The sequence below is a fragment of the Sphingopyxis selenitireducens genome, from assembly GCF_051550705.1.
In the GTDB taxonomy this organism is placed as follows: domain Bacteria; phylum Pseudomonadota; class Alphaproteobacteria; order Sphingomonadales; family Sphingomonadaceae; genus Sphingopyxis.
Map to the genome: position 1 here is coordinate 392391 of NZ_JBPULG010000002.1, position 24418 is coordinate 416808.

Consider the following 24418-nt stretch of genomic DNA (forward strand, 5'->3'; position numbering starts at 1 on the left):
AACGGCGCCGTGACCGCGCAGGCGCTGCCCTATGGCCCGGCCTTCGGGCTTGGTGTCTTGTTGCCGGTGACGGCGCTGCTGCTCGTTTCGCTCGTCATCGCGGCGCGGCGGGCGGGCAGTGTTGCGGGTGCGTTTGTGGTGGTGGCGCTGTGGATGCGCTACACCGCCGGCGCTTATCATCTCTATATGTTCAAACCCTTCGCGGGCGGGCTGTCGGGCAATGCCTTGCTCTCGATCGCGGTAACCGCGTTCGGGCTGCTTTTCGTGGTGCGGCCGGCCAATCTGGCGCTCAAATGGCTGTTGCCGGTCTATGCGCTGGTGGGACTGGCGCTGTTCAGCGCGGGCCTGAACGGCGACCTCGCCGGCGGCATCAATGTCGGCGTCAAATATGCCTATATGATCGTGATCATGATCGCGGTGTTTCAGGCGCTGCGCATCGATCCCCAGGCGCGGTTCCTCAACTGGGCGATGGTTTCCTTTCTGCCGCTGCTCGTCTTTCAGGCGCTGTCGCTGGCGCTGAACCTGCCCAAGGGATCGGAGGATGGCGACGGGCTGGTCTGGATCGGCGGCTATAATCACGAGGCGGCTTTTTCGGTCGCAATGATGACGGGGTTTCTGGTTGGCTGCTTCGCCCGATCGGCGCCGCGCGGGGTCCGCGTCGCCTTTCTGGCGGCGACCTTCCTCGGCATCCTGCTCGCGGGCTATCGCACCACGATCCTTGCGTTCGCTCCGCTCGCGCTCGCGGTGTTCCTCAGCGGCCTGACGATGAGCGTGCGGCGCGATCAGCGCGGGCCGATGGCGGTGACGGCGATCGTGGCGGGCGTGCTGCTCGTCTCGGTTGCGTCCTTGCTTTACCGTGAGAGTTTCGCGGATCTGACGGCCTTCCTCTCGGACCCCGCCGGTCTGATCAAGCCGCCGCGCGACTTTGACCTTCTCGAGCGTCAGGTGATGTCCGGCCGCCCGCTGATCTGGAGCAGCTATATCTACGCCTGGGCCGAGGGGACACCGCTTCAGCATCTGTTCGGCCTCGGGCCGGAAAGCTGGGAGGGCGTGTTCAAAGTCTATCCACACAACACGTTGATCGCGACGCTCTACGAACTTGGCTGGTTCGGCGCCGCGGCGATGGTCGCGCTATGGATCGTCATGCTCGCCGCGGCGGCTCGGGCGCACGGTGAACGCTTCAAGCTGCTTGCGGCGCATTTCGCCTTCTTCCTGCTCAACATGGCAACGATGCCGTTCTGGCAGGTCGAGGGGCTCGCGCTTTACGGGCTGCTCTGCGGATACACGATCCACGCTTGCCGCACGGCGACGCTCCCGCGCTTGATGAGTGAGAGGGGTGAACCCATGGTTCGTCAACGCGCCGTCACTGCCAGGGAAGCTGGCTGACCGTTTTTCTTGTTGCGAATCATTCGCAATTATGCCAATCCGCGTCCATGATACATGTGCCCATCGACCTGCCTGCGGAAAGGATCAGCAGCGACGTGCTGATCGTCGAAGCGGCGCGTTGCTGGCGACGGGCACGCGACGCAAAAATGGCGGCGATGCCCAAAGTCCATGCGCTGGCCTGTGCGAAAGGCTGGCCGATGCTCGCGCCGGTGTTGGACAGTCTGATGCACCTGTTCGAGGACAGCCTGAGCCGGCCTTTTGAAATGGGGCGGTCGAAAACGCTGTCCGCCGACGAGCGCCTGCTTGCCGGACTGACGAGGGAGGCACGGGACTTCGCGACACCGCTGGCCTGCGCTTTCTGTTCCATGCGACTCGTTCTGGATCGGGGGTAAGTATGGGCGCTATAATCGACACGATCGACGCACTGGAGCGCGTGATCGGGAAGACGCCTCCCGCCGTGAATTTGAAGGTCATCGATCACATCGACGACACGGCGCGTCGCTGGCTCGCCGCATCAAGGCTGATGTTCGCGGGGGGAGGGGATGTCGGCGGCATTGCTATAACGCTTGGCGGAGGAGCGGCGGGTTTCGCATGGGCGGTTGATCGCCATACTCTGGCAGTCCCGCTCGATATGCTTGACGATCCGGCGATTGCCGTGCCGGGCGCAAGCTTTGGCTCGCTGTTTCTCATTCCAGGCATCGGAGAGACGCTGCGTATCAACGGCCGCGTCGAAACCGTGGTCGAAGGGCTGGTGCATGTTGCGGTCACGGAATGTTACGTCCATTGCGCGAAGGCGCTGATCCGGTCCGGATTCTGGGACGCTCTGCCCATCGGCAACATCCCCGTCGAGGCTATCGAATTTGTGGCCGCCAGCCGTTTCATGGCGCTGGCAACGATCGACGCAGCGGGGCATGCCGATCTCAGCCCCAAGGGGGATCCAGCCGGCGCAATGGCGCTAATGATCGACGGACGATTTTGCTTCGCCGATCGGCCGGGAAACCGCCGCGCCGATAGTTTCCGCAACATCATCGCCCAGCCGCAGGTCGCGGCCGCTCTGTTGATACCCGGATCGACAATGATCGTGCAGGTCGCCGGGCGCGCGCAGCTGACCACCGACGAAGCCTTGCGGAACGCCCTTGCCGTTCAGGATAAGGTGCCGTTGCTCGCGAACCGCATCGATGGCCTTTCGCTGACCCTGCAATCGAGCGCGGCGCTTGAACGGGCGAAGCTATGGCCCGCGTCGGCGGCTCCGGCCGATATCCGGCCCGCCAAAATCTTTGCCGAGCATGTCCGGCTCAACAAGGACAAGGGGATCGGTGCGCGGATCGCCGGGGCGTTCGTGTCGGTGCCCGGCCTGATGCAGCGCGGGCTCGACAAGGATTATAAGGACAATCTCTACTAAGCCCGGCGGGGCGCCTAGAAGCGCCCCTCGAAGGTCAGCCCGATCATCCGCGGCTTGCCGAACAACGCCTGTACGCGGCCGGCATTTTCATATTGATAGTCGTAATATTTTTCGTCGAAGAGGTTCGTCGCGATCAGATAGGCACCGAAATTATCGTTGCTGTACCCGATCTTGGCGTTGACCAGCGTCCGCGGGGGAACAGTGCGCCCCGCGCTTTGGTCGGCGACGTCCTGAAACTGCGCGCTGCGATAATTGACGTTCAGATTGGCGCTGAAGCCGGTCGGATGCCGCCAGTCGAGCCCTGCCGCCCAGGTCCAGCGCGGCGCATTGGCGAATTCGAAACCGGACAGGTCGCGCACCTGCCCGTTGGTTGTCTGGAAATCGAGGAACTTGCTGTTCGCATAGCCGACCGAGCCATAGATGTTCAGCCGGTCGGTGATGTCGAAATCGCTCTCGACCTCGAAACCCCAGACGCGCGAGCTGCCGGCATTCTGCGTTTCATAGTCATAGACGCTCTCCGACAGCTGGACGATGACCTGCTGGTCGGTCCAGTCGACATAAAAGGCGTTGGCATTCAGCGTCAGCCGCCGGTCGAGCCATTGCGTGCGCAGCGACAGCTCATAATTCCACGTATATTCGGGATCATAGACATGGGTCGATGCGCGTCCGGGATTAACTCCGCTGCCGCCCGAACGATACCCGCGCTGGACGATTGCACTGACGGTCTTGTCGGGTGCGAATTCGAACGACACGCCGCCCTTGGGCAGGAACGCCTCGTATGTCGTGGACGATTCCGGGCCGCTGCTGTTGGCATTGTCCACCTGCGCCTGCAGCAATCCGTTTACCGCTCCGATGATCATCGCAAGCGTCGGGTCACTCGCATAATTGGCGGGGTTCGGGATGGGCGTGTTGAGCACCACAATATTGCTGTTCGCGACTTTCTGCCGCTCACGGTCATAGCGGAATCCTGCGAGCAGCTTGAGGCCTGGCGCGATTTCCCAGCTCGCGTCGCCGAACGCCGCGATCGTCTCGATATCGACCGCATAAAGCTGCTGCGACGAGATGAAGACGCGGTCGGGATATTCGGCGCGCGCGCGGCCCGCCAGAAACTGTGCGGTTGGCAGTGGTAGCCCCAGCTGGCTGACCAGATAGGCGGTGACCTGATTGGTCAGCCCCAGTTCGCGATCGAGATCGAGGCTGAAGGTGCTGTTCGAATCGGAATCTGGATTTTTGAGTCGCGAGTAATAGCCTCCGATCAGGCCCTGCAACGGTCCGGTATCGAAGCTCAGCCGTGCTTCCTGACTGAACGTCTTCTGGTCGGTCGCGAAATCGCCGTAGGAAATCTCCTCGGGGCGTAAATCGCCGTCATAGGTCGAGAAGGTCTTGATATGGCTGTAGGTGCTGACCGATGACAGGGTGAAGACGTCGCTGAGCGGCAACGAAATGTCGAGCGTGCCAAGGTCGGTGCTCGTCCTGGTATAGGTCGGGCGGTTCGCCTCGACATGACGGTCGTTCCACGCATCGGGGACATCGCTGAACACATAGCCGCGTCCGTTGTTGCCGACATGCCGGTCATAGAGCCAGGACAGCTTGACCTGCAGTCCGTCGGTGCCCGAGGGCGCGAACAAGAGCTTGCCGCGCAGGACTTCGCTGTTCGTCGGGGCATAATGGCCGCCCGTGAGGCGGTTTCGGGTCAGCCCGTCACCGCGGGTGAGTTCGCCCGCGACGCGGAAGGCCAGCACATCGTCGATGATCGGTCCGCCAACCGCCGCCGCGAGGCGATATTCGCCGTCGGCGTCGGTTATCATCGCGCGCGCCTTGCCGCGCCAGTCGAAGCTCGGATCGGCGGTCTTGAGGATGATCGCGCCTGCCAGTGCATTACGACCTTGCAGCGTCGATTGCGGGCCGCGCAAAATTTCGACCTGGTCGAGATCCCACAGGTCGAGCGGTCCGCCACCCGCCGCCTCGCCCGGTAACGGCGATCCGTCGAGATAGATGGTGGCGAGGGTGCCGAAACCATAGCCGGAGACATTCTTGTTCGAAATGCCGCGAATGTTGAACCCCGAATTGGCAAAGGCGGAGGAAAGGTTCGCGGTCCGGTCGATCAGGTCATAGACGCTGACCAGATTCTGCCGTTCAATGTCTTCCGACGTGAAAACCTTCACACTTTCGGGCGTGTCCTGCAACGATCGGTCGAACTTCATGCCGGTGACGACGATTTCGTTTCTGGCGGCGTCGGTCGCATCCACGGCGTCGACCGCTTCTGTTGCCTGAACCGGCATGGCCGCGCTCGCGAGCAGAAAAAGAAGCGTCGGCTTGAAAATCTTGGTCATTGCGAAGGACTCCCCATGTCGCTATCAACGGCGCCGCTATTGATATTGCGAATGCAAGTCAATAGTGACGCGGGAAATGGGGGATATGCGATGGAAGACAGCTCGCCGCTCGTGCCGGCCGCGTTGATGCTGATTGGGACCGGCGCGGGTGTATGGTTGCTGCGCAAATCCTGGTCGCGCAAGGACGCGCAGGGTCGCGGCTTGCTATGGGGCGGTTGGTTGTTGATCGCCGCTTCCTTCGTGCGGCCCGTCTGGTCGCTGGGAACCGCCCGCGGCGCCTTTATTGCGATCGCGCTTTTCTCGACCGCCGCGCTTGCCGTCGTTGCATCGGGTTACAGCATCAAGATCGCCCGTAACCGCGCGGTGCGCGAAAGCCTCGCGCCCGAGCCTTCCGACCGTGCGACGACCAAATGGCGCGAAACGCTGCGCTGGCTGCTCGCGGGGCCGATCGGCATGATCGCTGCGATGGGGGTGGGGATCGCATGGGCCGCACTCGTTCCCGGCGAACAGCAGACACGGCTCGTTGTCGGCGGGCTGATCGTTCCGGTCGCGTGGGGGGCGTGCATGGCATGGACGCTCGCCGATAACCGCATTCTTCGTGCGACCGCGGTGCTCGTGGGCGTCGCCGTCGTCAGCTTTTCTGCCGCCATATTGAAAGGGTTCGCATGACCTCCGTCCCGGCCCGCAAACCCGCGCCCAAAAAGGCGAAGAAAGATCTCATGTCGCGCATTCCGGCAGGCTTTGTCCGCGCGGTTCTGCGTGGACATAGCTCGCTCGGCCTCGCCTTCGCTGCCCTCATCTATCTTGTCTGCCTGTCAGGCAGCCTCGCGGTCTTCGCGCACGAATATCAGCGGTGGGAGAGCGCCTCCGCGCCGCAGGTTACCAGGGTGACGCCAGATGCGGTGCAGGCCGCGTTCGAAGGCGCGATCGCCCGGGGCGGCCCGGGGGTCGAGCATGTCTATATCACTCTTCCTTCGGCCGACTTTCCGCGGTTGCTCCTCCATGTCGATGCCGATGAAGACCGGGAGTATCTCGCCGATGCAAAGGGACAGATTGTCGACGGCAATGCCTTCGCATGGACCGAATTCATCACCCGGCTGCACATCAACCTCCACCTGCCGCGCACATGGGGCGGGTTTTTGGTCGGTCTGATCGGAGTCGCGCTGCTCTCCTCGCTGATCTCGGGCATTCTGGCGCATCCACGCATCTTTCGCGATGCCTTTCACCTGCGCCTCGGTGGCTCGAAACGGCTGCAGGAGGCCGATCTGCACAACCGGCTCGGCGTATGGGCGCTGCCTTTTCATATCATAATCTCGCTGACCGGCGCCTTCCTCGGGCTCACGACGATCATCGTTGGCGTGCTTGGGATGGCCATGTTCAATGGCGATGTGAACAAGGTGTACGCGCTGTTTGTCCCCGCGCCGCCGATTGACGATCCGCGTCCCGCGCCGGTACTCGATCTCCGGCCGATGTTTGCAAAGCTGCCCGACACTGGCGGCCGCGTCGAATATGTCTTTACGGAACACCCGACCGAAGCGGGCGGCGCGGCGTTGTTCAACGTCAAACATGCCGACCGGCTTGCGGGCACCGACAGCTACGCCTTCCGCCGCGATGCGACAATTTACAACGCATCTCCGGCGGCGCAGAATAATCTTGGAGAGGATATTATCGCCTCGATGGGTGTGCTGCATTTCGGCTGGTTCGGTGGCGGGCTGGTCAAGATTATTTACTTCCTGCTCGGCCTCGGGCTGACCTATCTTGCCGCGAGCGGCGTCAATATCTGGCTGGCGCGGCGGCGCGACAAGGGCCGCCCGGCGCCCGTGTGGGAGCGGCTTTGGAGCGCAACCATCTGGGGACAGCCTGCCGCAATGGCGGCGGCGGCGGTGACAAGCCTGATCGCCCGGGAGCTGGCGCCTGTGATCGTAACATGGGCGGGCCTGTCCGTACTTTTCTGGCTGCTGGCAATCCGCGTTGATGCTGCGCGGCTGGGGTGGTCGGGCCGTGTTGCGACCGGCCTGCTGATGCTCCTGACGGCGGCCGTGCATGTGGCATTCGTCGGCGGAAACGACGCGATTGCATGGCTGGTGGATATCTCCCTTGTGGCAGGCGGCGCCGCACTCGCGTTTTCGCCGCTGCGGAGCTTGCGGCGACCTGCCATGAAGGCCGCAGAGGCAGGCTGACGCTTTCGCCGGAACCGGAGGGGCGAAACACTTTCACAAAGACGACGGGCCGGGTGCTGCGGCGGCCCGGGGCTGGCGTGGGCAAGTCGATGCGGCTCGCCGTGTCCGCTGCACGGCCGGGCAACATGGCATTTGGTGCGATGGCGCGCGATGCGGCACGGGCGGATATCATGTTCGACAGGAGCCTTTCATGCCCAAGCCTTCCGGCCTGCTCGCCGCGCTATGTCTCGCCGGTGCGGCGCTGCCTGCTGCTCCCGCCGCGCATGCACAGGAAGTGGCGCCTGCCGCGTCGTTGACCCCGGGCACCAAAGTCTATGATCAGGACGGCGAAGTGATCGGGCAGATCGTCAGGGTCATGGGCGACAAGGTCGCGGTGGCGATTGACGGCAACGGGCTGGTGGTGCCGAAGAATGCCTTTCTGAAGACGAAAAAGGGCCCGGCCCTGAAGGCGTCGAAGGAGAAAATTCTTGCGGTCTGAGGGAGGCGGAGACCGATGCCGCGGCGGTCGACGGGGCGCTCCGGCCGGGGGCTGAGGTACGCAGCGCCGACGGCACCGCGGTGCTCGGCAAGGTCAAATCGCTGGCGCCGCAGGGCGCGGTGCTGACCACCAGGGAAGGCAATATTACGATGCCGCGGGCTGCCTTTTTCCTGTCGAAACAGGGGCTGGCGGTAAAGGTCAACGAGAAGGCATTTTTCGACGGCGTCAAAGCTGCGCGGGCGACGAAGGAGCGTTGAACCGCATGTCCGTTTTGGTCGCTTTACGGCAGGCCGGCGCTTGCTGCGAACGATGACGTGAAAACGCGGGTGAAGCGATCATCAGCCATCCGGTCGAGCGTCTGACGCTCGCAATCGGACGCGCAGCGTTTTGCGGTCGAGCTTGCCGATGGCGGTCTTGGGTATCTCGTCCACAATGTGGACCCGATGCGGCTTTTTATAGGATGCAATGCGCGATCCGACATGTGCGATCAGGACGTTCTCCTCGATCGTCTGGCCGGGTCGCAGCACGATAAAGGCCACAACCGCCTCGACCCATTTTTCGTGCGGCGCCCCCACGACGGCGGCCTCGGCGATGGCGGGGTGCGACAACAGCGCATCCTCCACTTCGCGCGGATAGATATTATAGCCACCGGAAATGATCATGTCGGAGGTGCGGTCGAGCAGGTGAAGGAAACCCTCGCGGTCGATCGTCCCGATATCGCGGGTATGAACCCAGCCTTCGGCGTCGAACGTCGCGGCGGTCAGCTCGTCCGCATGGAAATAACCCGCGGCCGCCGTTGCGCTGCGAAGCAGAACCTCGCCCGGACCGTCGCCGGCATCCCGTCCTTCCTCGTCCACAAGCCGGATTTCGACGTCAACCGCCGGCCTGCCGCACGCGCCCAGCCGATCGCCGGCATGATCCTCGGGGCGTAGCACCGCGATGCAGAGCGGGGCTTCGGTTTGCCCGAAATATTGCCAGAAGCGATCCTGTCCGAGGCGCGCGATCGCGCGCTCGATCAACGGGCGCGGCATCGGTGAAGCGCCATAGATGATATGGCGGAGCGATGCGATATCGTGCCGGTCGATCGCGGGATCATCCAATAATATCTGGAGCATCGTCGGGACGAGGTTGATTGCAGTGACCCGGTGCGCCTCGATCGCCGCGAGATAGGCGTCGGGCACGAATCCCGGCAGGATCACGCTGCAGGCGCCGCGTATCCAGAAGGGAAGGACGAAGGTGCCGCTCGCATGGATCAGCGAGGCTGCGTGGAGCATGCGGTCGTCGGGCGTGACCGGAAACAGGTTGAGCAGCACGTTTCGGCAAATCGCGGCATAGCTGCCCTGCGTGTGCTGTGCCGCCTTGAGTACTCCGGTGGTGCCCGATGTATACAATGTTATCATGACGTCGTCGTGGCTGATTTCGACATCCGGCCACGATGCATCGGCCTCGCTGGCAAGCTGGTCGAGATCGGCCCCGGCGGGGAGGGCGGTGCCAAGGCCGACGGTCCGGAGAGCGGGGAGGTCGCTCGCGATTTCGTCCGCGCGGTCCGAAAGATCGGCGCCGAAAAGCAGCGTGTCGCACCGCGCTTCGCGCACCATCCGGATATGTTCGCCGGGAGACAGGCGCGCGTTGAGCGGAACCTTGTTCAGCCCCGCCTTGCAGAGCGCAAAATCGACGGGGATGCTGTCGGGACCGTTGTTGAGCAGGACCGCGATCCGCGTGCCCTTTGAGGCGCCGGCGCCGATCAGCGCGTGGGCCAGACGATTGGCGCGATCGTCGACGTCGGCAAAGCTATAGCTTCGGCCATCGACGATCATTGCAGTGCGGTCCGGATGCGCGCGGGCGCCGCGTTCGACGAGGTCGCGGTAAGTCGGTCCACGCGCGATCATCGCGACGTCTCGAACCGGCCATGGCGGCCCGCGCCGGTGGTGAAGCGCTGCGCACCCGCGCGGCCCTCCGCTGCGACGATCGGGGCGCCAAGCCGTCCTTCCATCCGCAGCGCTTCGTCCAGCGGCAGGCTCCACTGGGCAAAGGCCATGTGGCGATCGGCGGTCATGCACATCTGGGGGAAGGCGGCGATTTCGTGCGCCAGCGTTTCGGCGGCTTCGCGCACGGTGCCGTCGGGAACGATGCGATTGGCGAGGCCGAAGGACAAGGCTTCCTGCGCGCCCACCGGCCGTCCGGTGAGGATCATGTCGAGCGCGCGGCCCTGGCCGATGATGCGCGGAAGGCGAACCGTCCCGCCGTCGATCAGTGGCACGCCCCAGCGGCGGCAGAAGACGCCAAAGGTTGCGCTTTCCTCGGCAACGCGAAGATCGGCGAGCAGCGCGAGTTCGAGGCCCCCCGCCACGGCATAGCCCGCGACCGCCGCGATGAGGGGTTTTGACAGCATCAGGCGGCTTGGCCCCATCGGTCCCGCACCGCCGCCGGTCGGGTCGAGGTCGAGCGACCGTTCGCGATCCTCGACCGCGGACAGGTCGGCGCCGGCACAGAATACGCCATGCTCGCCATAGAGGACCGCGACGCGCTGTGCATCGTCGGCTTCAAAGGCGCGCATGGCATCGCGCAGGCCATAGGCCATGTCCCGGTCGACTGCGTTGCGGCGGCTCGGGCGGGACATGATGATCGTCGTGACCGGGCCGTCCTTCTCCACGCGAACGGTCGGGGGCGTATCCAGCGTATCCGTCATTGCGTTATCCTCATGTCCTGCCGTGTCGCGCGGCGTATGACATCCACATATCCTCGCGAAAGACAGTCATATCCGTCGAAAAATCCCTTCGACCGGAGAAGCCGATGCATCTGGCCCAGCCGATAGGGGGGGATACCGGCCGCCAGGTGATGCTCGACATGATAATTGACATGATTGGGGGCAATGAACAGCCGTTCCCACCAGCGTGCGATCGTCGTCGATGTGTTCATGCGGGGATCGGCATCGCCCCGGTCGGGAACGACGCCATGTTCGCCGATCTGACGCAGGCGGACGATCACGGGATAGACGAACAACAGGGCGACCCACCACAGCGCATAAGCCCACCAGCCCCCCGCGAGCGCGAGCAGCGCGAACAGGCCGGCGTGGAAAGCGAGCCACGGCCATTGCTCGGCGAAACGGAACCGCGACAGCGATTGCGCCAGATCGCGAATGCCGGTGCGGCCGGTGATGTCGCGCAGAAATTTGCGGCGCAGCGATGCGCGCGGGATCGGATATTTGGCGACGAAAACAAGATCGGGATCGTCGGGGGTCCCGGCGTAGCGATGATGTTTCAGATGATAGGTGCGATAGGCCGCGAGCGAGAGGTTGATCGGAACACCGGCAAGCCATTGCCCGGCCACTTCGTTGGTGCGGCGGGCCTTGAACATGGCGTGATGGGCACAGTCGTGGACCAATATGCCGAGCCCGAGCTGTCGCCCCGCGATGATCAGAACCGCCGCGAGAAGGGTGAGCGGGTTGGGCCACAGAATGGCCAGCGCGAAGGCCGCGGCGATCAGGCCCCAGTTGACCGCAAACGCCCACCATGCCCGCGCGTCCGACCGGTGCATCAACTGCGTGAGTTCCTCTTTGCATAGATAGTCGGAGGGTTTCATATGCGCATCCGTTCCCTTGCTCTTCCGGTTCGCCGGTTTTGCGATATAACACAATTATTCATTATGAGTCAAAATATGTTATATGACTGGCGCAGAGCCGTGACGCCGCGTTCGCTGGCGCTCTGGCTGCTGTCGACTGTGGACCCTGCACCGATGCGCGCCGGGGCGTTGATCGACCGCGCCGCCATCTTTGGTATCGACGCCGCCGCGATGCGGGTCGCGCTGGGCCGGCTGACGCGCGAAGGGATGGCGCGGCAGGTGGAGCGCGGCGTCTATGCGATCGGACCGCAGGCCGCGGCCCTCCATACCAAGGCGAGAAGCTGGGCCGAGGTGGAGAAGGGGGTTCGGCGCTGGAGCGGAGAATGGATCCTCATCCTCACTCATCATCTGGGGCGGACCGATCGCCCGCGTCTTCAGGCGCGGGAGCGCGCGCTCCGGCTCGGCGGTTTTGCGATGACGGCAGCGGGCGCGTGGGTGCGGCCCGACAATCTGCGGCGATCGAGCGCCTCGCTGATGGAGGAATTGCAGGGGCTCGGCCTCGACGGCGGCGCGTCGATGCTTACCGGCTGCACGGCACAGACAGGCGACGACGGGGCATTCCGCCTGTTGTGGCCCGCCCGCGAACTCGAACGGGGTTACCGGTTCTGGCTGGAGCAAATGGAGGAAAGCATCGGGCGGATCGGGGGAGCGGCGGTCACCGAAGCGGCCCGCGAATCCTATCTCCTCGGTCAATCGGTGATCCGTGCGATCAATTCGGACCCGCTGTTACCCGCCGAACTGGTCGATACCGACCTGCGCCGGGACATGGTGGAGGCGATGAAAGATTATAATGCGATCGCTCTCGGCTTCTGGGAACAAATGCCCTGAGCCCACCGGTTGATACCCACATTGTGAAGCCATAATATCCATCGAACCTCCGGGAGGATATATGACCAGCCACCGCATCTACGCCGTCAGCGTCGGGAGCGTTTATCCTCACTATATTGCCAAGGCGGTAAAGAAGGGGCGGACAAAGGCAGAGGTCGATGAAATCATTCGTTGGCTGACCGGGCATAGTCAGGACACATTGGACGATGAGCTGGCGAAGAACACGACGTTCGAGGATTTCTTTGCCCATGCGCCGCGGATGAATGATCTGCGATCGAAAATCACGGGCGTGGTGTGCGGCGTCCGCGTCGAGGATGTCGAGGACCGCGTCGTGCGGGAAATCCGCTATCTCGACAAGCTGATCGACGAGCTCGCGAGGGGCAAGGCGATGGAAAAGATTTTGAGAAAATAGACATTCGATCCGGCGCCATGGAGCGAGCAAGGGTCTTGAGCTTGGGATCCCCCGATCCAGACGCGTGAATTCTCTGCCGAAATGCGGGTTCCGTTGCGGATGGCGGAACTATCCACGGCTCCGGCGCGCTGTTGCACTATGCCCGCGGCGCGCCTTATCCACGTTGAAGACAGCCTGCCGGGCATAAGCCGCGAGCGCATCAACGACGGTTGGCGATATCGCGACGCTAAGGGAGTATTGATCCGGAACGCCGCAGAAATTAGCCGTTTGAACGCTATCGCGCTGCCGCCCGCCTATGAGGATGCGTGGTTCTGCCCCGACCCGCACGGCCACATACTAGCAACCGGCTACGATGCGCGCGGACGCAAGCAATATCGCTACCATCCCGAATTCCGTCTGGCGCAGGAGGCGAGCAAATTTGACCGCTGCGCCGCCTTTGGTCACGCGTTGCCGCAGCTTCGCGCAAGGCTGGATAGCGATCTTGCGCGGCGCAATCTGTGCCGGGAACGGATCGTCGGCGCGGTCGTGCGCCTGCTTGATCTGGCCGCGCTCCGCGTTGGGAATGAGGAGTATGCCGAGGCGAACAAAAGCTTTGGCGCGACCACCCTGCGCCAGCGTCACGCCAGCCTCTCGGGTCGGACGCTTTACCTCAGCTACCGTGCCAAGGGCGGCGCGAAACGCAAGGTGACCATCAGCGACCGCCACCTCGTGACGCTCGTCCGCCGCCTCCAGGATTTGCCGGGACAACATCTGTTTCAATATGAAGATGAGGGAAGCTTGTGCGCGGTCGGTTCAAGCGACGTGAATGCCTATATCCGCGCGGCGATGGGCGAGGATTTCAGCGCAAAGCATTTCCGAACATGGTCGGCGAGCGTGGAGGCCTTCGCCTTTCTTCACGGCGCATCCGAACCCCCGACGATGAAAGCCATGCTCGCGCATGTATCGGCATGGCTTGGCAACACACCCGCGGTCGCGCGAAAGGCTTACGTCCATCCTGCGATGCTCGCCGCGGTGCAGGAACGCGCCGATTTTCAAGCGGTTGTGGGGCCATTGCCGCGTGCGACCAAATATCTGTCGCGTTACGAACGCGGTTTTCTGGCCTTTCTCGACAGTGCCCCGGACACTGCGTCCTTGCTAAGCTCTGCGTGATAGCGGTCAGAGACGTTCGAGCCGCGTTTCGACGCGGATGCGCAAGATCGCGGTACGGCGGCGTGGGTATGACGTGCGCCGCAACCGCGATCCTCGCCGTCTAGCAGTTGCCTTTAACTCCATCAGCACAGTCTGCAGCCGATTCCACGTCCTTCCCTGCGCCTTCAACGGTGTTGCAGGCAGACAGGATCAATATCGAGCCGCTAAGGGCGAAAATTGTCAGAATCTTCTTCATTTTCTCTCTCCAACGTGAGGGCGAACAGCCTCAGGTTTTGAGTTTCAATGTTTTCAGACAATGGCTGTTCCGTTTTCAGACAACGGCTGTTCACAACGATTGTTCCGTTGCATCGGCGTCACGCTAGCCGAAACGATCCTGCAAACATGGGAAGGCCGCCCTCTTCGCCTTCGATGGACGGGGCGAAGGGGCCGCGGGCTATGCGATCGGACGATTATAGATCTCCGCGGGCCCCGGATATTCGCTTCCGTCGTCCTTTCCGATCTCGCGAGCGATCAATGCGTTCGCCATCGCGTTGAGGCGCAGGAGGTTGCGCCGTTGTTCCGGGCGCGATGCAAGGTTGGTGATTTCACCGGGGTCCGCCTGCGTATCATAGAGTTCCAGATCGTTGTTTCCCGAAAGCTGCGCCCAGTTTCCGGGCAGATGATGCTGTGCGGGTGCGAAATAGCGCGCGAACTTCCAGCGGCCGTCGTGAACGCCGCGGTGCAACCGGCGGCGCGACAGGTCGAAACGTTCGGTGAACGCGGCGGTGGGTGGCTGTCCGGCCCGCGGCGCCCAGCCATAGCCCACGGCATAGTTGAACAAATGTCCCCGCACGTCGCGTTCGGTCCGGGCATTGGGGTCGGTCAAAAGGGGGGTGATGTCGACACCCGGCAAATCCGGATAATGTTCCTTCGTCCAACCCACGCTGTTGCCCGCGAGCGAGAGAAGCGTCGGCGCGATATCGACCGCGCTCATCAGGCGCTGCGACCGATGCCCGCCCGGCATATCGGGATGAACGATGATCATCGGCACATTGGTTTCTTCGCGGTAGATTGTGCCGCCTTTCTGCCGCATCCCGTGCGCACCCGCGCGTTCGCCATGGTCCGACGTATAGACGATGATCGTATTTTCCAGCTGCCCGCTGGCTTCCAGCGACCATAATAGCTGGACGATCCGCCGGTCGACATCGCGGATGCAGTTGTAATAATAGTTGCGGAACCGGCGCCACGACGCCTCGTCGTCCAGCTTCAGGTCTCCATAAGTGCGGTCGTTGGATGCAACGATCCCCCGATGTGCCTCGGGCTTTCCGCTCAGGTCGTCGCGATGAAAGCTTTCGGGCAAATCGAAGCGATTGTCTTCGGCATAAAGCGGGTCGCCCGGTTCGCGGCGCAGCGGGCCCAGAAGATAGGGGTGAGCTCGCGATGCGGTCTGCTTCCCCGTGGCGTCATAGAACATGATGTCGTGGGGGTTGAGCAGGCCGACAACCATGAACCAGGGTTTGCCGGCGGCCTTGTCGCGTTCCTTGAAGTCGAGAATGCTGCGCGACGCATCGGCCGCGATATACTGATCATGCCGGTAGCCGTCCCACGTCAGGCCGACCGCTTCGCCATCGAACCCGTAATCGTCGAAGCCATATGCCTCCATGGCCTTTTCCGTCGCGGGATAGATCATGCCGGAAACCTGGTTCCAGTTCCGCTTTTCGTTAATCGGCGAAAGGTGCCATTTGCCTTTGTAGCTGGTGTAATAGCCGGAAGCGCGCATCATATGCCCCAGCGTCGGAAGATCGGTTGGCAATACCGGATCCTCTGCGCCGCTGGAGTTCAGATAAATGCCCGTGCGCTGGGTGTGACGCCCGGTAAAGATCGTCGATCGCGACGGGCTGCAGGGCGTGGTCTGAACATGATAATTGTCGACCAGCAGGCCGCGCGCCATGAGTTCGCGGTGGCCCGGCAGTTTTTCCAGCAGGCCGTCGGGGAAGCTGGCAAGGCTCTGTTCCTGATCGGTAACGATCATCAATATATTAAGTTTCCGGCCGTTGCTGGCGAGGCCGGGCGTCGGCATGCCGGAGGCGGCGAGCGCGCCGACACCCCCTATGCCACCGACAAATGTGCGCCGATCCATCGTCCAAACCATCTTGCAACTCCCTCCGTCAAACCGGCGATTTTCCTAGAAGCGGAAAACGGCTTCCAGATTGACCGTCCGCGGCGGATTGATCATCACGACATGGCTGTTTCCGCCCAGCAGCGGCGTGTTGATCGCCTGGCTGAACGTCACTTTGTTCGTGAGGTTGCGGCCGATCAGCGCCAGTTCCCACGCGCCGCCTTCTTCACGAACCGCCAGCCGCGCATCGACCTTCACATAACCCGGCTGCGTGTTCAGCGGGTTCAGGTCGCCCTGCAGATAGGAACGCGACGTATAATCGGCCGCGCCGCGCGCGGTGACGATCAGGCGATCACTCACCGGCACATCGAACTGCAGGAAACCCGACGCCTTCCATTCGGGTGCGCGGGTCAGGCGGACACCGGCAAGATTGTTGGTTGCCGGGACGCAACCGACCGGCGCGTCGTAAAGGCAGGGGCCGCCGGGATAATCATTATATTTCGCATCGAGATAGGCGCCGGTGATGCCCAGATTGACGATATTGCTGGGTCGGTACCGCGCCTCGACCTCGATTCCTTGCGCCGTTGCCTTGGCGGCGTTGCCGGTGATGAAAGCCGTGCCGTTGAACGAGGAAACTTGCAGATTGGCGAAGCGCGTGCGGAACAGCGCGATGTCCAGATCGAGGCGACGGTCGAGCAAGCGCATCTTTGTGCCGACTTCCCAGGCCCGCGCGCGTTCGTCGTCGAAATCGAAACGACCGTTATTGTTGTTGATATTATAGAGGAGAAGTCCGTCGTTGGACAGGAAGCCGCCGCCCTTGGTCCCGGTGGCATAGCTACCGTAGACCGATACTTGCGGGCTGAATTCATAGCGAAGGCGCAGCGAGTAATCCCACAGCTTTTCGGTGCGTTCGCCGGTGATATCGAAATCCAGATTGTTCGCGGGAATCCGCGGGCCGACATTGGTGCTGGTGCCGCGCGCTTCCTTTTTTTCATAGCTGTAGCGCAGGCTGCCGCTGAAGGTCAGCGCGTCGGTCAGTTCGGCATCGACGATGGCAAAGGGCGACAGCGACCAGGACGATTGGGTGAAACCGCGCACGCCTTCGGCCTGCGGCAGGGTCGTCCCGACCAGATTGCCGTTATAATTGACGAGCTGCAGGATATCGAGGTCGGCGTCGGTGTAGGTCGCCCCGAAAGCGAGGTTGATGCCTGCGGCGACATCGCGCGACATGCGCAGTTCCTGAAAAAACTGGCTGCTCTCTTCGGCCTGCAAGGTGTTGAGCAGATTGATGGGGCCGGGAATGGTGTTGAACGTGCGTTCCGAATCCACCGCCTGATAAGCGGTGATCGACGTGATCGACCAGTCGCCCGGCGTCCAGTTCATCGTCATCGCACCCGTGCGCGATTTGGTGACGTCATATTCTTTGGGAGTGCCGCGGCTGAATCGCCAGAACCCGGGCTTGTCCTGCGCGTCCGCGCCGCCGCTGGCGTTGCGGATGATGTTGCACAGATTGCAGTTCGGATTGCCGATATTATTGTACACGGCGTTCGATCCGTTGATCTCGTTCCGGAAACCCTCGACCTTCAGCAGGACCTCGAAATCCTCGCTGGGTTCCCACAGGATCTGGGCGCGGCCTGAGCGATATTTCGACCCGTTATCGTCGAAGCCCGTCAGCCGGTTTTCGATATAGCCGTCGGACTGTCCCGCCCCGCCGCTTACCCGGACGCTCAAGGTGTCGCTGATCGGCCCCGACAGATATCCGCTGAAATTCATCCCGCCTTCGGCGAGCTCGGTTCCCGCGCGGAACTCGGCTTCGAAATCGCGTGTCGGGCGGCGAGTGATCATGCTGATCGCGCCGGCGTTGGTATTCTTGCCGAACAGGGCTCCCTGCGGCCCGCGAACCACCTCGATCCGCTCGACATCGAGGAACGGCACCTGCAGCGAGCGCGCCCGGCTGGAATAGACGCCATCGACAAACAGGCCGACCGATTGCTCGAACGCCAGATTGTTCGCGCCCGATCCGAGGCCGCGGATAGTAATGGCGTAATTGCCGTTGGTGTTGTCGATCTGAAGGTTGGGGACCGACGACTGAAGGTCGGTGAACAGGCGTTGCCCCTGTTGCTCAATAGCTTCCCCGGTCACCACGCCGACCGAAATGGGCACTTCCTGCAGTGTCTGCGGACGCCTTGATGCGGTGACGATGATGTCCTGGCTGCCTGCGCCATCGCTCGCCTCTGCGGTCCCGCTATCCTGCGCTGCCGCCGGATTGGCGGTCGCGATCAGCAAGGCTCCGGTAACGAGCGCGGTCATTGCTCCGTGGTGGCGTGTCATCCCCTGTCTCCCATATTCGCGGTCAGCATCTTCCGGAGGCGCCTCTCGCCAACCTTCTCGATTTTGTGGCTCTTCCACGTTATCTATCAAGTGATAGATTTGAGGTTTGGCAAAATCAATAGCTTTCTAAGTATTTTTTGCGAATGCTGGAATTTGCGTGGTTAGCGGCAGAAAACCGCCGTTTGCCAATCAGGCGAAAGATGGGTTACGCAGGGGCAGGTGCACTGACGGCGAATTTTGAGGTGAATCATAACTATGGAAGATTGGGTTGCAGCACCTGCCGCGTCGCCGGGAAGGGGTGTGGTGTCGAATGCGTCGCGCAAGGGCGACGAATCGCGCCAGCGCATTCTCGAGGCTGCGCTGATCGAATTTGGGAAGGCTGGATTCAGGTCCGCAACCACGCGCAGTATCTCAGAGCGGGCCAGTATGACGCTTCCTCAACTGGGCTATTATTTCGGCGGCAAGGAGGGGCTCTACCGATCTTGCGCGGAGGAAATCGTTGCGCGTTACGCGCGGGTAACTCACGATGCGGTGGAAGAGGCGAGGCGGACTCTCGACGCCGCCGCGGGGCCGGAGGCGGCTCGTGAAACGCTTAAAAAACTGATGACGGCTTCGATCGAATTGATTCTGGGGAACGAGGCCTATGCGCTGGGCAATGGAATTGTGGCGCGCGAACTGGCCGAACCGGGCCCGGCGTTCGACATCTTCTACGACCGCTTGTGGTTGCCGGGCATCGAACGCAATTCGCGGCTGATCTCGCGGATCAAATCCGAACCGGATGTGTCGGAGGAATCGCGCCTGCAATCCATCTTGCTGGTATCCAGCATTCCTTCGCTGCATACCCGAAGGGTCGTTGCACAAAGAGCCATGGCATGGACGGGCATCGGACCGGCAGAACTTGCGCTCGTTTCGAAGGTCCTGCACAAGCAGATCGACCAGCTGTAGGCGCTGCCGGGGTGTGAGGCCTTTTCCAGATCGTGGCCGTAATAGTCTGGCGACCGATATCCACGATCTGGATGAAAGGCTGCTCCCGGTTCCGGGAAATCCCCTCGGGAGAGATCAGGCCGACCAGGTCTCGCGGCAATTGGTCAGAAACTGACTGGCCTCTTCCTCCGACGCCAGCTGCAGAATTTCTTCCCAGTCCTTCATGGACTTGGCGAACTTCTCGTCCGTGTCGTCGCCATTGGCCGGTGCCAGCTCAACGGCCTTGGCGAGCGCGAGGTCGGCCATACGCAGATCCTCGTCATCTCCAGCCGTCTTGAGCACAATCACACATGCCTGCGCATCCTGATAGGCCTGGGCCTGTTCCGGCGTCGGATCTTGAGCGATGGCGGGCGACGTGACCGCGAGGAACGCCGTTACCAGCGCCGCCGCAATGACCGAATTCTTCATCTGTTGCTTTCCTTTGTGACAAGATGGTCGAGTGTGAAAACGGCCCCCGGAATGTCAGCGGCCGCCTCTCGCTATGCGGCTCAGTCTTCGGCGCATTCTGCCTTGCCAATGACCACGTCGAACTGGCGGGCGCCGACCATCCCCTCGGGCATTGCCTTGCCGACGATCTTGACGCTGACGACGCATTTGCCAGCCTGCACCTGATACAGATCGGGGCTAACATAGGAAATTTCGTCGATTGGCGTGTTTTGCGGGAACGCGGCGACCAGGTCGGGCTGATCGATAATCGCCTTCAGTTCCGCCATGCGCTGATAGGCGGGCGGCAACGCGGCCAGCGCCGGCGAGGTGATGGCAATGGCGGCGGTAGCGGCGACCAGCTTGATAATCTTCATTGTCATTCCTTCTCGGATAAGCGTTTCGAAATTTCGGTCGGGCCGTGCCCGCATATGTTCGGCGGGGCTCGCCCAATCACGCGCGCCGACGCCCAAACTCGGCCGCGATAAGTGCAGAAACTCGCGTCAATTCATTGGCTTGTTGTGCAAAGGATCAGAAGCACTATGGCGCGGATATGCACAGCACCGCATTCCTTGCAAAACGGTTTTAGCAATATGCCCAAAGATGTTACCGGCGACCGGGTGGCTTCGCGGGAAAGCGTCGGCGGGGCCATCGAGGCGCGTGCATATTCTGCCGATGCCTTGATCCGGATGGACCGTTTTCAGGACGGTCTTGCGCTCGCCGCCCGGGAATTGTTGCAAACGCATGCCTCCTTGCCCGCAGAGGTGCATTATGTGGCGGACCTCCGGCGCTGGCTACTAAGCCAGGCGACCATCGCCATACATTTTGAGCATCTCCTGAATCTGGATGCGCCGCCCATATCTCCGTCCGCTTTGCAGCGCATGTTGGATGGGACCGGAATCGCATCGCGCAACACCATCGGCACATTTCTCTCCGAAATGAGCCGGTACGGGTTCATCGCGTCGATACACAGCCGGGACAGGCGGAGGCGGGAATTTCGAGCATCCGAAAAGAGCGAGGCGCTCATAAGTCGCTATTTCAACATCCATCTGCGGTCGCTGGATGTCATCGACAACGGCCGCCGCCATGCGATCTCCTGTCAGTATCCGGACCTTCTTCCGCTCGCGCAGTCGGACTTTGCCAGAAGGCTTTGTGAAAACCGGCAATGGTATCATCCGGCGCAAAGCATCGCCGGATTCGTCCGGTCGGATTCAGGCAGCAGTGTCCTGCATGATCTGGTCTCGAGAGCGCCGGGAACCCATGATCTTTCCGGCCCTCCGATTTGGGTGGGGGATTTGTCGCCCGGCGATTTTTCCGGAAAATACCGGATATCCAGAATGCATGTCTCGCGCCTGTTCGGCGAAGCGCGAACCGCCGGCCTCATGGGGTGGGCTAAGAGCAGCAATCGCGGCGAAGGATGGATATCGCCGGTCCTCGTCCATGACTACCGCCATTGGCAGGCGCTGAAACTCGGAGCGGTTTCGCACGCTTTCCACGACGCCTGCGAACGGGCAAAGCTCGGGGCTCACACGGCATCGGCAGCGGCCGGGCAGCCGCTCAATATTCGCTGCTAAGTCTTTGAAAGGAAATGGTGGACGCACTAGGGCTCGAACCTAGGACCCGCTGATTAAGAGTCAGCTGCTCTACCAACTGAGCTATGCGTCCACCGCCGTTTCCGGCCTGCTTGGCAGCGAAGAGAGATGCTCTTTGCTGCGAAGAGAGCGGCCCGCTATCATGACCTTTCGGGGTTGGCAATGCCTGTCCCGAAGTTTTTTCTCAATGAAAGCGCCGCGTCCCGGTTTTGCTGTCGTTTTCGATGGCAAGAATAATTCCGACGCACGTCATGATCGTCAGCATCGACGACCCGCCATAGGAAAAGAGGGGTAGGGGAATCCCGACCACCGGCGCCAGGCCCATCACCATCATCAGGTTGATCGCGATATAGAAGAAGATCGTCATGGTCAGGCCGGTGGCGACCAGCTGGCCGAACCGGGTGCGCGCCTTGAGTGCGACGCGCGTCGACCAGCGCAGCAGCAGGAAAAAGCCGAGCAACAGCGCAAGCCCGCCGATGAGCCCCCATTCCTCCGCCATGGTGGCAAAGATGAAGTCGGTATGTCCCTCGGGCAGATAGTCGAGGTGGCTCTGCGATCCGTTGAGAAAGCCCTTACCGCCGATCCCGCCCGAACCGATCGCGATCTTCGACTGGCTGATATGATAGCCGGCGCCGAGTGGATCGCTTTCGGGATCGAGGAAGATCAGCACGCGCTTTTGCTGATAATCGTGGAGGAAGGAGAAGAGGACGGGCAGCGCTGCAAGCCCCGCCGCCGCGGTGCTGCCAAACCACCAGAAGGGAAGGCCGGAGACGAACATCACGATCACCCCGCTTGCGCAGATGGCCAGCGCGGTGCCGAGGTCGGGTTGCAGCATGACGAGCGCGGCGGGAATGCCGATGATCACCAGCGCCGGCCACAGCGCGGTCCAGCCCCGCGTCTCGCCCGGCGGCAATTGCGCGTAAAAACGGGCGAGCGCGAGCACGATCGCAACCTTCATCAGCTCCGACGGCTGCAGGTTCATAAAGCCGAGGTTGAGCCATCGCTGGCTGCCGCCCCCGACAAAGCCCAGCAATTCGACCGCGACGAGCAGCACCGCAACCGCGATATAGCCCAGATAGGCGAACTCTTCGAAGAGGCGGAGGGGAAGGCGGCCGATGACCAACGCCAGCGTCAGGAAGACCCCGAAGCGAACGCTCTGTTGCATGGCCCAGGGCGTGAAGCTGCCCCCCGCCGCCGAATAGAGCACGAGGACGCCAAAGCCGGTAATGGCCGTCAACAGCGCGATCAGTTTCCACGGGAAACGCTGGATGGCGGGCGGAACCGGGATCATGGCTGCGTCCCCGGGGCCGGGCCCATGGATGCGCCCGCTTTCCATGCGGCATAGTCGCGATCCATGCGCTCCTTGATCGTGCCGCCCCATCCGGCCTCGAACTCTTCGAGCGCCGCCATCGCCTTTTCGCGGTCGAAAAGAAAGGTCATGAAATCCTTGGCGACCGGCGCCGCGGCGCGGGATCCGCCCATGCCATGTTCGATCACGACAGCCGTGGCGTAGCGCGGATTGACGACCGGCGCGAAGCCGATGAACAGGCCATGGTCGCGAAATTTCCAGGTGCCGCTTTTGCCGTTGCCCGTGCCCAGCCCGCGGACTTGCGCGGTGCCGGTCTTGCCCGCCATGGTGATGCCGTCGAGCGGCAGGCGGCTGCGTCCGGCGGTTCCCCCCGGCCCGTTGACGACAAGGTCCATGCCATGGCGCGCGGCTCCGAGAGCTTCGGCGGAGAAGGGTAGGGCCTCATTCTTGAATTCGCGGTTGATCAGGCGGGGGTAAAGCCGGCGACCCGATGCGATGCGCGACGCCATGACCGCCAGTTGAAGCGGGTTGACGCTGACATAGCCCTGGCCGATCACCGCGTTGAGCGAATCCGATGCCGACCACGCCTGGTCATATTTCTTCATCTTCCATGCGCTGTCGGGAATGGTCCCAAAGCGCTGGTTGCTGCCGGCGAGCTGAAATTCTTCACCCAGCCCAAGCAGCTTGGCGGTCGGCGCCATCGCGTCATAACCCAGCCGGTGCGCGAGCCAGTAGAAATAGCTGTTGCAGCTTTTCATGATCGCCGACGGCATGTCGAGGCTGCCGTGAGTGCCAAGGCAGCGGAAGAAACGGCTGCCGAGGCGATATCCGCCGACACAGGTGTGCCGCTCGCTGGGGTCGACGCCATGCTCGACCGCGGCGATCGCCGCCATCGGTTTCAGCGTCGATCCGGGCGGATAGAGCCCGCGCGTTGCTTTGTTGATCAACGGCTGATGATCGTCGGCGCGCAGCCAGCTATATTCCGAATTGCTGATGCCGTCCGAAAAGCTGTTCGGATCGAAGCTCGGCATCGAGACGAAGGAGAGGATGTCGCCGTTGTGGCAGTCGATCACGACCGCCGCTCCGGATTCGCGCCCCATGCGCCGTGCAACATATTCCTGCAGGTCGGCGTCGATCGTCAGATGGACGGTCTTGCCCTGCTCATCGGGCTTCACGCCCAGTTCGCGCACCACCTTGCCGCGTGCCGTGACCTCGACGCGCTTTGCGCCGGGCTCGCCGCGCAGCATCGGCTGGAAATATTTCTCCAGCCCGTCCTTGCCGGTCTTGAAGCCGGGGGTGATGTAGAGCGGGTCCTTGACGGCCTTATATTCCTCGGCGGTCGGGGCGCCGACATAGCCGATCAAATGGCCGACCGCCGCGCCGGTCGGGTAATTGCGGGCAAAGCCGCGCTGCGGCGCGACCCCCGACAGGTCGGGCAAGCGAACGAGCACCGACGCATAATCGCCTTCGCTGACATCCTCGGCCACCGCGACCGGCTGGAATCCCGACGCCGCTTTCAGGTCGCGTTCGATGCGTTCCATCGTGTCGCCGTCCAGCCGCAGCAACGTCTTCAATTGCCCCAGCACCAGTTCCTTGCTGTGCAGGCGGTCGGGGATGAGGTCGATACGCAGCGACACGCGATTGTTGGCGAGCGCCTTGCCATTGCGGTCGACGATCCATCCGCGCCGCGGCGGAACCAGCGTCAGGTTGACGCGATTGCTTTCCGATTCAAGGACATATCGGTCGTTGTCGATAATCGAAATATAGCCCATGCGCGCCGCCAGCGCGGCGCCGACGACCATCTGGCCGCCGCCGACCAGCAGCGTGCGGCGCGTGAAGGTGATGCCCCTCCAGGCTTCGGTAATGGGCGGGCTTTTGCGAACCATGAGGAA

The 24418-nt window shown here is 62.4% G+C and carries 23 protein-coding genes and 1 tRNA gene; 12 read left to right on the plus strand and 12 right to left on the minus strand.

What is annotated here, in order from left to right:
* The first annotated feature begins 9 nt into the window (after positions 1-9).
* From ACSYDV_RS07690 to ACSYDV_RS07700, 3 genes are read left to right on the plus strand one after another with little or no spacing between them, the layout of a single operon-like run.
* The gene (locus tag ACSYDV_RS07690; protein ID WP_438323205.1) at positions 10-1386 is read left to right on the plus strand and encodes an O-antigen ligase family protein; all 1377 of its coding nucleotides are present in this window, start codon (positions 10-12) and stop codon (positions 1384-1386) included.
* Between the two features lie 56 nt (positions 1387-1442).
* Positions 1443-1778, plus strand: coding sequence for a hypothetical protein (locus ACSYDV_RS07695; RefSeq protein WP_438323206.1), 336 nt, complete (start codon positions 1443-1445; stop codon positions 1776-1778).
* A gap of 2 nt (positions 1779-1780) precedes the next feature.
* Positions 1781-2788: a pyridoxamine 5'-phosphate oxidase family protein gene (locus tag ACSYDV_RS07700; RefSeq protein WP_438323207.1), complete on the plus strand. Its 1008-nt coding sequence runs from the start codon at positions 1781-1783 to the stop codon at positions 2786-2788.
* A 14-nt stretch (positions 2789-2802) separates the two neighbouring features.
* On the opposite strand, the gene ACSYDV_RS07705 is transcribed toward ACSYDV_RS07700, so the two are convergent.
* Positions 2803-5121 (minus strand): TonB-dependent receptor, encoded by a 2319-nt coding sequence (locus ACSYDV_RS07705; RefSeq protein WP_438323208.1) that lies wholly within the window; start codon positions 5119-5121, stop codon positions 2803-2805.
* 90 nt (positions 5122-5211) lie between these two features.
* Between ACSYDV_RS07705 and ACSYDV_RS07710 the strand changes: the two genes are divergently transcribed.
* From ACSYDV_RS07710 to ACSYDV_RS07725, 4 genes are all read left to right on the plus strand, one after another.
* On the plus strand, positions 5212-5790 hold the full coding sequence (locus tag ACSYDV_RS07710; RefSeq protein WP_438323209.1) for a hypothetical protein: 579 nt from the start codon (positions 5212-5214) through the stop codon (positions 5788-5790).
* Positions 5787-7301 (plus strand): PepSY-associated TM helix domain-containing protein, encoded by a 1515-nt coding sequence (locus ACSYDV_RS07715; protein WP_438323210.1) that lies wholly within the window; start codon positions 5787-5789, stop codon positions 7299-7301. The genes ACSYDV_RS07710 and ACSYDV_RS07715 overlap by 4 nt, the downstream gene beginning before the upstream one ends.
* Positions 7302-7491: 190 nt before the next feature.
* Positions 7492-7779, plus strand: a complete 288-nt coding sequence (locus ACSYDV_RS07720; protein ID WP_438323211.1) for a PRC-barrel domain-containing protein — start codon at positions 7492-7494, stop codon at positions 7777-7779.
* Between the two features lie 80 nt (positions 7780-7859).
* Positions 7860-8036 (plus strand): hypothetical protein, encoded by a 177-nt coding sequence (locus tag ACSYDV_RS07725; protein ID WP_438323212.1) that lies wholly within the window; start codon positions 7860-7862, stop codon positions 8034-8036.
* Between the two features lie 81 nt (positions 8037-8117).
* Here the strand turns inward: ACSYDV_RS07725 and ACSYDV_RS07730 are convergent, their stop codons facing one another.
* The 3 genes from ACSYDV_RS07730 to ACSYDV_RS07740 are packed head-to-tail and all read right to left on the minus strand — an operon-like array spanning position 8118 to position 11361.
* Positions 8118-9668 (minus strand): class I adenylate-forming enzyme family protein, encoded by a 1551-nt coding sequence (locus ACSYDV_RS07730; RefSeq protein WP_438323213.1) that lies wholly within the window; start codon positions 9666-9668, stop codon positions 8118-8120.
* The gene (locus tag ACSYDV_RS07735) at positions 9665-10468 is read right to left on the minus strand and encodes a crotonase/enoyl-CoA hydratase family protein (RefSeq protein WP_438323214.1); all 804 of its coding nucleotides are present in this window, start codon (positions 10466-10468) and stop codon (positions 9665-9667) included. Before ACSYDV_RS07735 ends, ACSYDV_RS07730 begins: the two co-directional genes overlap by 4 nt.
* Positions 10465-11361, minus strand: coding sequence for a fatty acid desaturase family protein (locus ACSYDV_RS07740; protein WP_438323215.1), 897 nt, complete (start codon positions 11359-11361; stop codon positions 10465-10467). The genes ACSYDV_RS07735 and ACSYDV_RS07740 overlap by 4 nt, the downstream gene beginning before the upstream one ends.
* 99 nt (positions 11362-11460) lie before the next feature.
* Between ACSYDV_RS07740 and ACSYDV_RS07745 the strand changes: the two genes are divergently transcribed.
* The 3 genes from ACSYDV_RS07745 to ACSYDV_RS07755 all read left to right on the plus strand — a co-directional run bounded on the left by ACSYDV_RS07745 (position 11461) and on the right by ACSYDV_RS07755 (position 13789).
* Positions 11461-12228: a hypothetical protein gene (locus ACSYDV_RS07745; RefSeq protein ID WP_438323216.1), complete on the plus strand. Its 768-nt coding sequence runs from the start codon at positions 11461-11463 to the stop codon at positions 12226-12228.
* Between the two features lie 61 nt (positions 12229-12289).
* On the plus strand, positions 12290-12640 hold the full coding sequence (locus ACSYDV_RS07750; protein WP_438323217.1) for a DUF2200 domain-containing protein: 351 nt from the start codon (positions 12290-12292) through the stop codon (positions 12638-12640).
* A 138-nt stretch (positions 12641-12778) separates the two neighbouring features.
* Positions 12779-13789: a DNA topoisomerase IB gene (locus ACSYDV_RS07755; protein ID WP_438323218.1), complete on the plus strand. Its 1011-nt coding sequence runs from the start codon at positions 12779-12781 to the stop codon at positions 13787-13789.
* Positions 13790-13889: 100 nt separating this feature from the next.
* Here ACSYDV_RS07755 and ACSYDV_RS07760 read toward each other — a convergent pair whose 3' ends face one another.
* The 3 genes from ACSYDV_RS07760 to ACSYDV_RS07770 all read right to left on the minus strand — a co-directional run bounded on the left by ACSYDV_RS07760 (position 13890) and on the right by ACSYDV_RS07770 (position 18218).
* Complete coding sequence (locus ACSYDV_RS07760; RefSeq protein WP_438323219.1) at positions 13890-14024, minus strand: entericidin A/B family lipoprotein; 135 nt, start codon at positions 14022-14024, stop codon at positions 13890-13892.
* Positions 14025-14222: 198 nt separating this feature from the next.
* On the minus strand, positions 14223-15920 hold the full coding sequence (locus ACSYDV_RS07765; RefSeq protein ID WP_438323220.1) for a sulfatase family protein: 1698 nt from the start codon (positions 15918-15920) through the stop codon (positions 14223-14225).
* 33 nt (positions 15921-15953) lie between these two features.
* The gene (locus tag ACSYDV_RS07770) at positions 15954-18218 is read right to left on the minus strand and encodes a TonB-dependent receptor (RefSeq protein ID WP_438323221.1); all 2265 of its coding nucleotides are present in this window, start codon (positions 18216-18218) and stop codon (positions 15954-15956) included.
* Between the two features lie 255 nt (positions 18219-18473).
* Between ACSYDV_RS07770 and ACSYDV_RS07775 the strand changes: the two genes are divergently transcribed.
* Positions 18474-19163 (plus strand): CerR family C-terminal domain-containing protein, encoded by a 690-nt coding sequence (locus tag ACSYDV_RS07775; protein WP_438323222.1) that lies wholly within the window; start codon positions 18474-18476, stop codon positions 19161-19163.
* A gap of 114 nt (positions 19164-19277) precedes the next feature.
* Here the strand turns inward: ACSYDV_RS07775 and ACSYDV_RS07780 are convergent, their stop codons facing one another.
* Positions 19278-19610 carry a hypothetical protein gene (locus tag ACSYDV_RS07780; protein WP_438323223.1) on the minus strand — a complete coding sequence of 111 codons (333 nt, stop codon included), beginning with the start codon at positions 19608-19610 and terminating at the stop codon, positions 19278-19280.
* Positions 19611-19690: 80 nt separating this feature from the next.
* On the minus strand, positions 19691-20002 hold the full coding sequence (locus tag ACSYDV_RS07785; protein ID WP_438323224.1) for a hypothetical protein: 312 nt from the start codon (positions 20000-20002) through the stop codon (positions 19691-19693).
* Between the two features lie 216 nt (positions 20003-20218).
* On the opposite strand from ACSYDV_RS07785, the gene ACSYDV_RS07790 reads away from it, so the two are divergent.
* Positions 20219-21199, plus strand: a complete 981-nt coding sequence (locus ACSYDV_RS07790; RefSeq protein ID WP_438323225.1) for a hypothetical protein — start codon at positions 20219-20221, stop codon at positions 21197-21199.
* Positions 21200-21214: 15 nt separating this feature from the next.
* On the opposite strand, the gene ACSYDV_RS07795 is transcribed toward ACSYDV_RS07790, so the two are convergent.
* From ACSYDV_RS07795 to mrdA, 3 genes are all read right to left on the minus strand, one after another.
* Positions 21215-21290: transfer RNA gene (locus tag ACSYDV_RS07795), tRNA-Lys, on the minus strand.
* A gap of 111 nt (positions 21291-21401) precedes the next feature.
* Positions 21402-22508: a rod shape-determining protein RodA gene (gene rodA, locus ACSYDV_RS07800; RefSeq protein WP_438323226.1), complete on the minus strand. Its 1107-nt coding sequence runs from the start codon at positions 22506-22508 to the stop codon at positions 21402-21404.
* Entirely contained in the window at positions 22505-24412 is a 1908-nt protein-coding gene (gene mrdA, locus ACSYDV_RS07805) for a penicillin-binding protein 2 (protein WP_438323227.1), read from the minus strand. Before mrdA ends, rodA begins: the two co-directional genes overlap by 4 nt.
* Between the last annotated feature and the right edge of the window lie 6 nt (positions 24413-24418).

Excerpts from the sequence above, each read along its gene's own strand:
- ACSYDV_RS07700 (WP_438323207.1), top strand. The coding sequence starts at position 1,781 with ATGGGCGCTATAATCGACACGATCGACGCACTGGAGCGCGTGATCGGG.
- ACSYDV_RS07705 (WP_438323208.1), bottom strand. The coding sequence starts at position 5,121 with ATGACCAAGATTTTCAAGCCGACGCTTCTTTTTCTGCTCGCGAGCGCG.
- ACSYDV_RS07710 (WP_438323209.1), top strand. The coding sequence starts at position 5,212 with ATGGAAGACAGCTCGCCGCTCGTGCCGGCCGCGTTGATGCTGATTGGG.
- ACSYDV_RS07715 (WP_438323210.1), top strand. The coding sequence starts at position 5,787 with ATGACCTCCGTCCCGGCCCGCAAACCCGCGCCCAAAAAGGCGAAGAAA.
- ACSYDV_RS07720 (WP_438323211.1), top strand. The coding sequence starts at position 7,492 with ATGCCCAAGCCTTCCGGCCTGCTCGCCGCGCTATGTCTCGCCGGTGCG.
- ACSYDV_RS07730 (WP_438323213.1), bottom strand. The coding sequence starts at position 9,668 with ATGATCGCGCGTGGACCGACTTACCGCGACCTCGTCGAACGCGGCGCC.
- ACSYDV_RS07735 (WP_438323214.1), bottom strand. The coding sequence starts at position 10,468 with ATGACGGATACGCTGGATACGCCCCCGACCGTTCGCGTGGAGAAGGAC.
- ACSYDV_RS07740 (WP_438323215.1), bottom strand. The coding sequence starts at position 11,361 with ATGAAACCCTCCGACTATCTATGCAAAGAGGAACTCACGCAGTTGATG.
- ACSYDV_RS07750 (WP_438323217.1), top strand. The coding sequence starts at position 12,290 with ATGACCAGCCACCGCATCTACGCCGTCAGCGTCGGGAGCGTTTATCCT.
- ACSYDV_RS07755 (WP_438323218.1), top strand. The coding sequence starts at position 12,779 with ATGCCCGCGGCGCGCCTTATCCACGTTGAAGACAGCCTGCCGGGCATA.
- ACSYDV_RS07760 (WP_438323219.1), bottom strand. The coding sequence starts at position 14,024 with ATGAAGAAGATTCTGACAATTTTCGCCCTTAGCGGCTCGATATTGATC.
- ACSYDV_RS07765 (WP_438323220.1), bottom strand. The coding sequence starts at position 15,920 with ATGGTTTGGACGATGGATCGGCGCACATTTGTCGGTGGCATAGGGGGT.
- ACSYDV_RS07770 (WP_438323221.1), bottom strand. The coding sequence starts at position 18,218 with ATGACACGCCACCACGGAGCAATGACCGCGCTCGTTACCGGAGCCTTG.
- ACSYDV_RS07775 (WP_438323222.1), top strand. The coding sequence starts at position 18,474 with ATGGAAGATTGGGTTGCAGCACCTGCCGCGTCGCCGGGAAGGGGTGTG.
- ACSYDV_RS07780 (WP_438323223.1), bottom strand. The coding sequence starts at position 19,610 with ATGAAGAATTCGGTCATTGCGGCGGCGCTGGTAACGGCGTTCCTCGCG.
- ACSYDV_RS07785 (WP_438323224.1), bottom strand. The coding sequence starts at position 20,002 with ATGAAGATTATCAAGCTGGTCGCCGCTACCGCCGCCATTGCCATCACC.
- ACSYDV_RS07790 (WP_438323225.1), top strand. The coding sequence starts at position 20,219 with ATGCCCAAAGATGTTACCGGCGACCGGGTGGCTTCGCGGGAAAGCGTC.
- rodA (WP_438323226.1), bottom strand. The coding sequence starts at position 22,508 with ATGATCCCGGTTCCGCCCGCCATCCAGCGTTTCCCGTGGAAACTGATC.
- mrdA (WP_438323227.1), bottom strand. The coding sequence starts at position 24,412 with ATGGTTCGCAAAAGCCCGCCCATTACCGAAGCCTGGAGGGGCATCACC.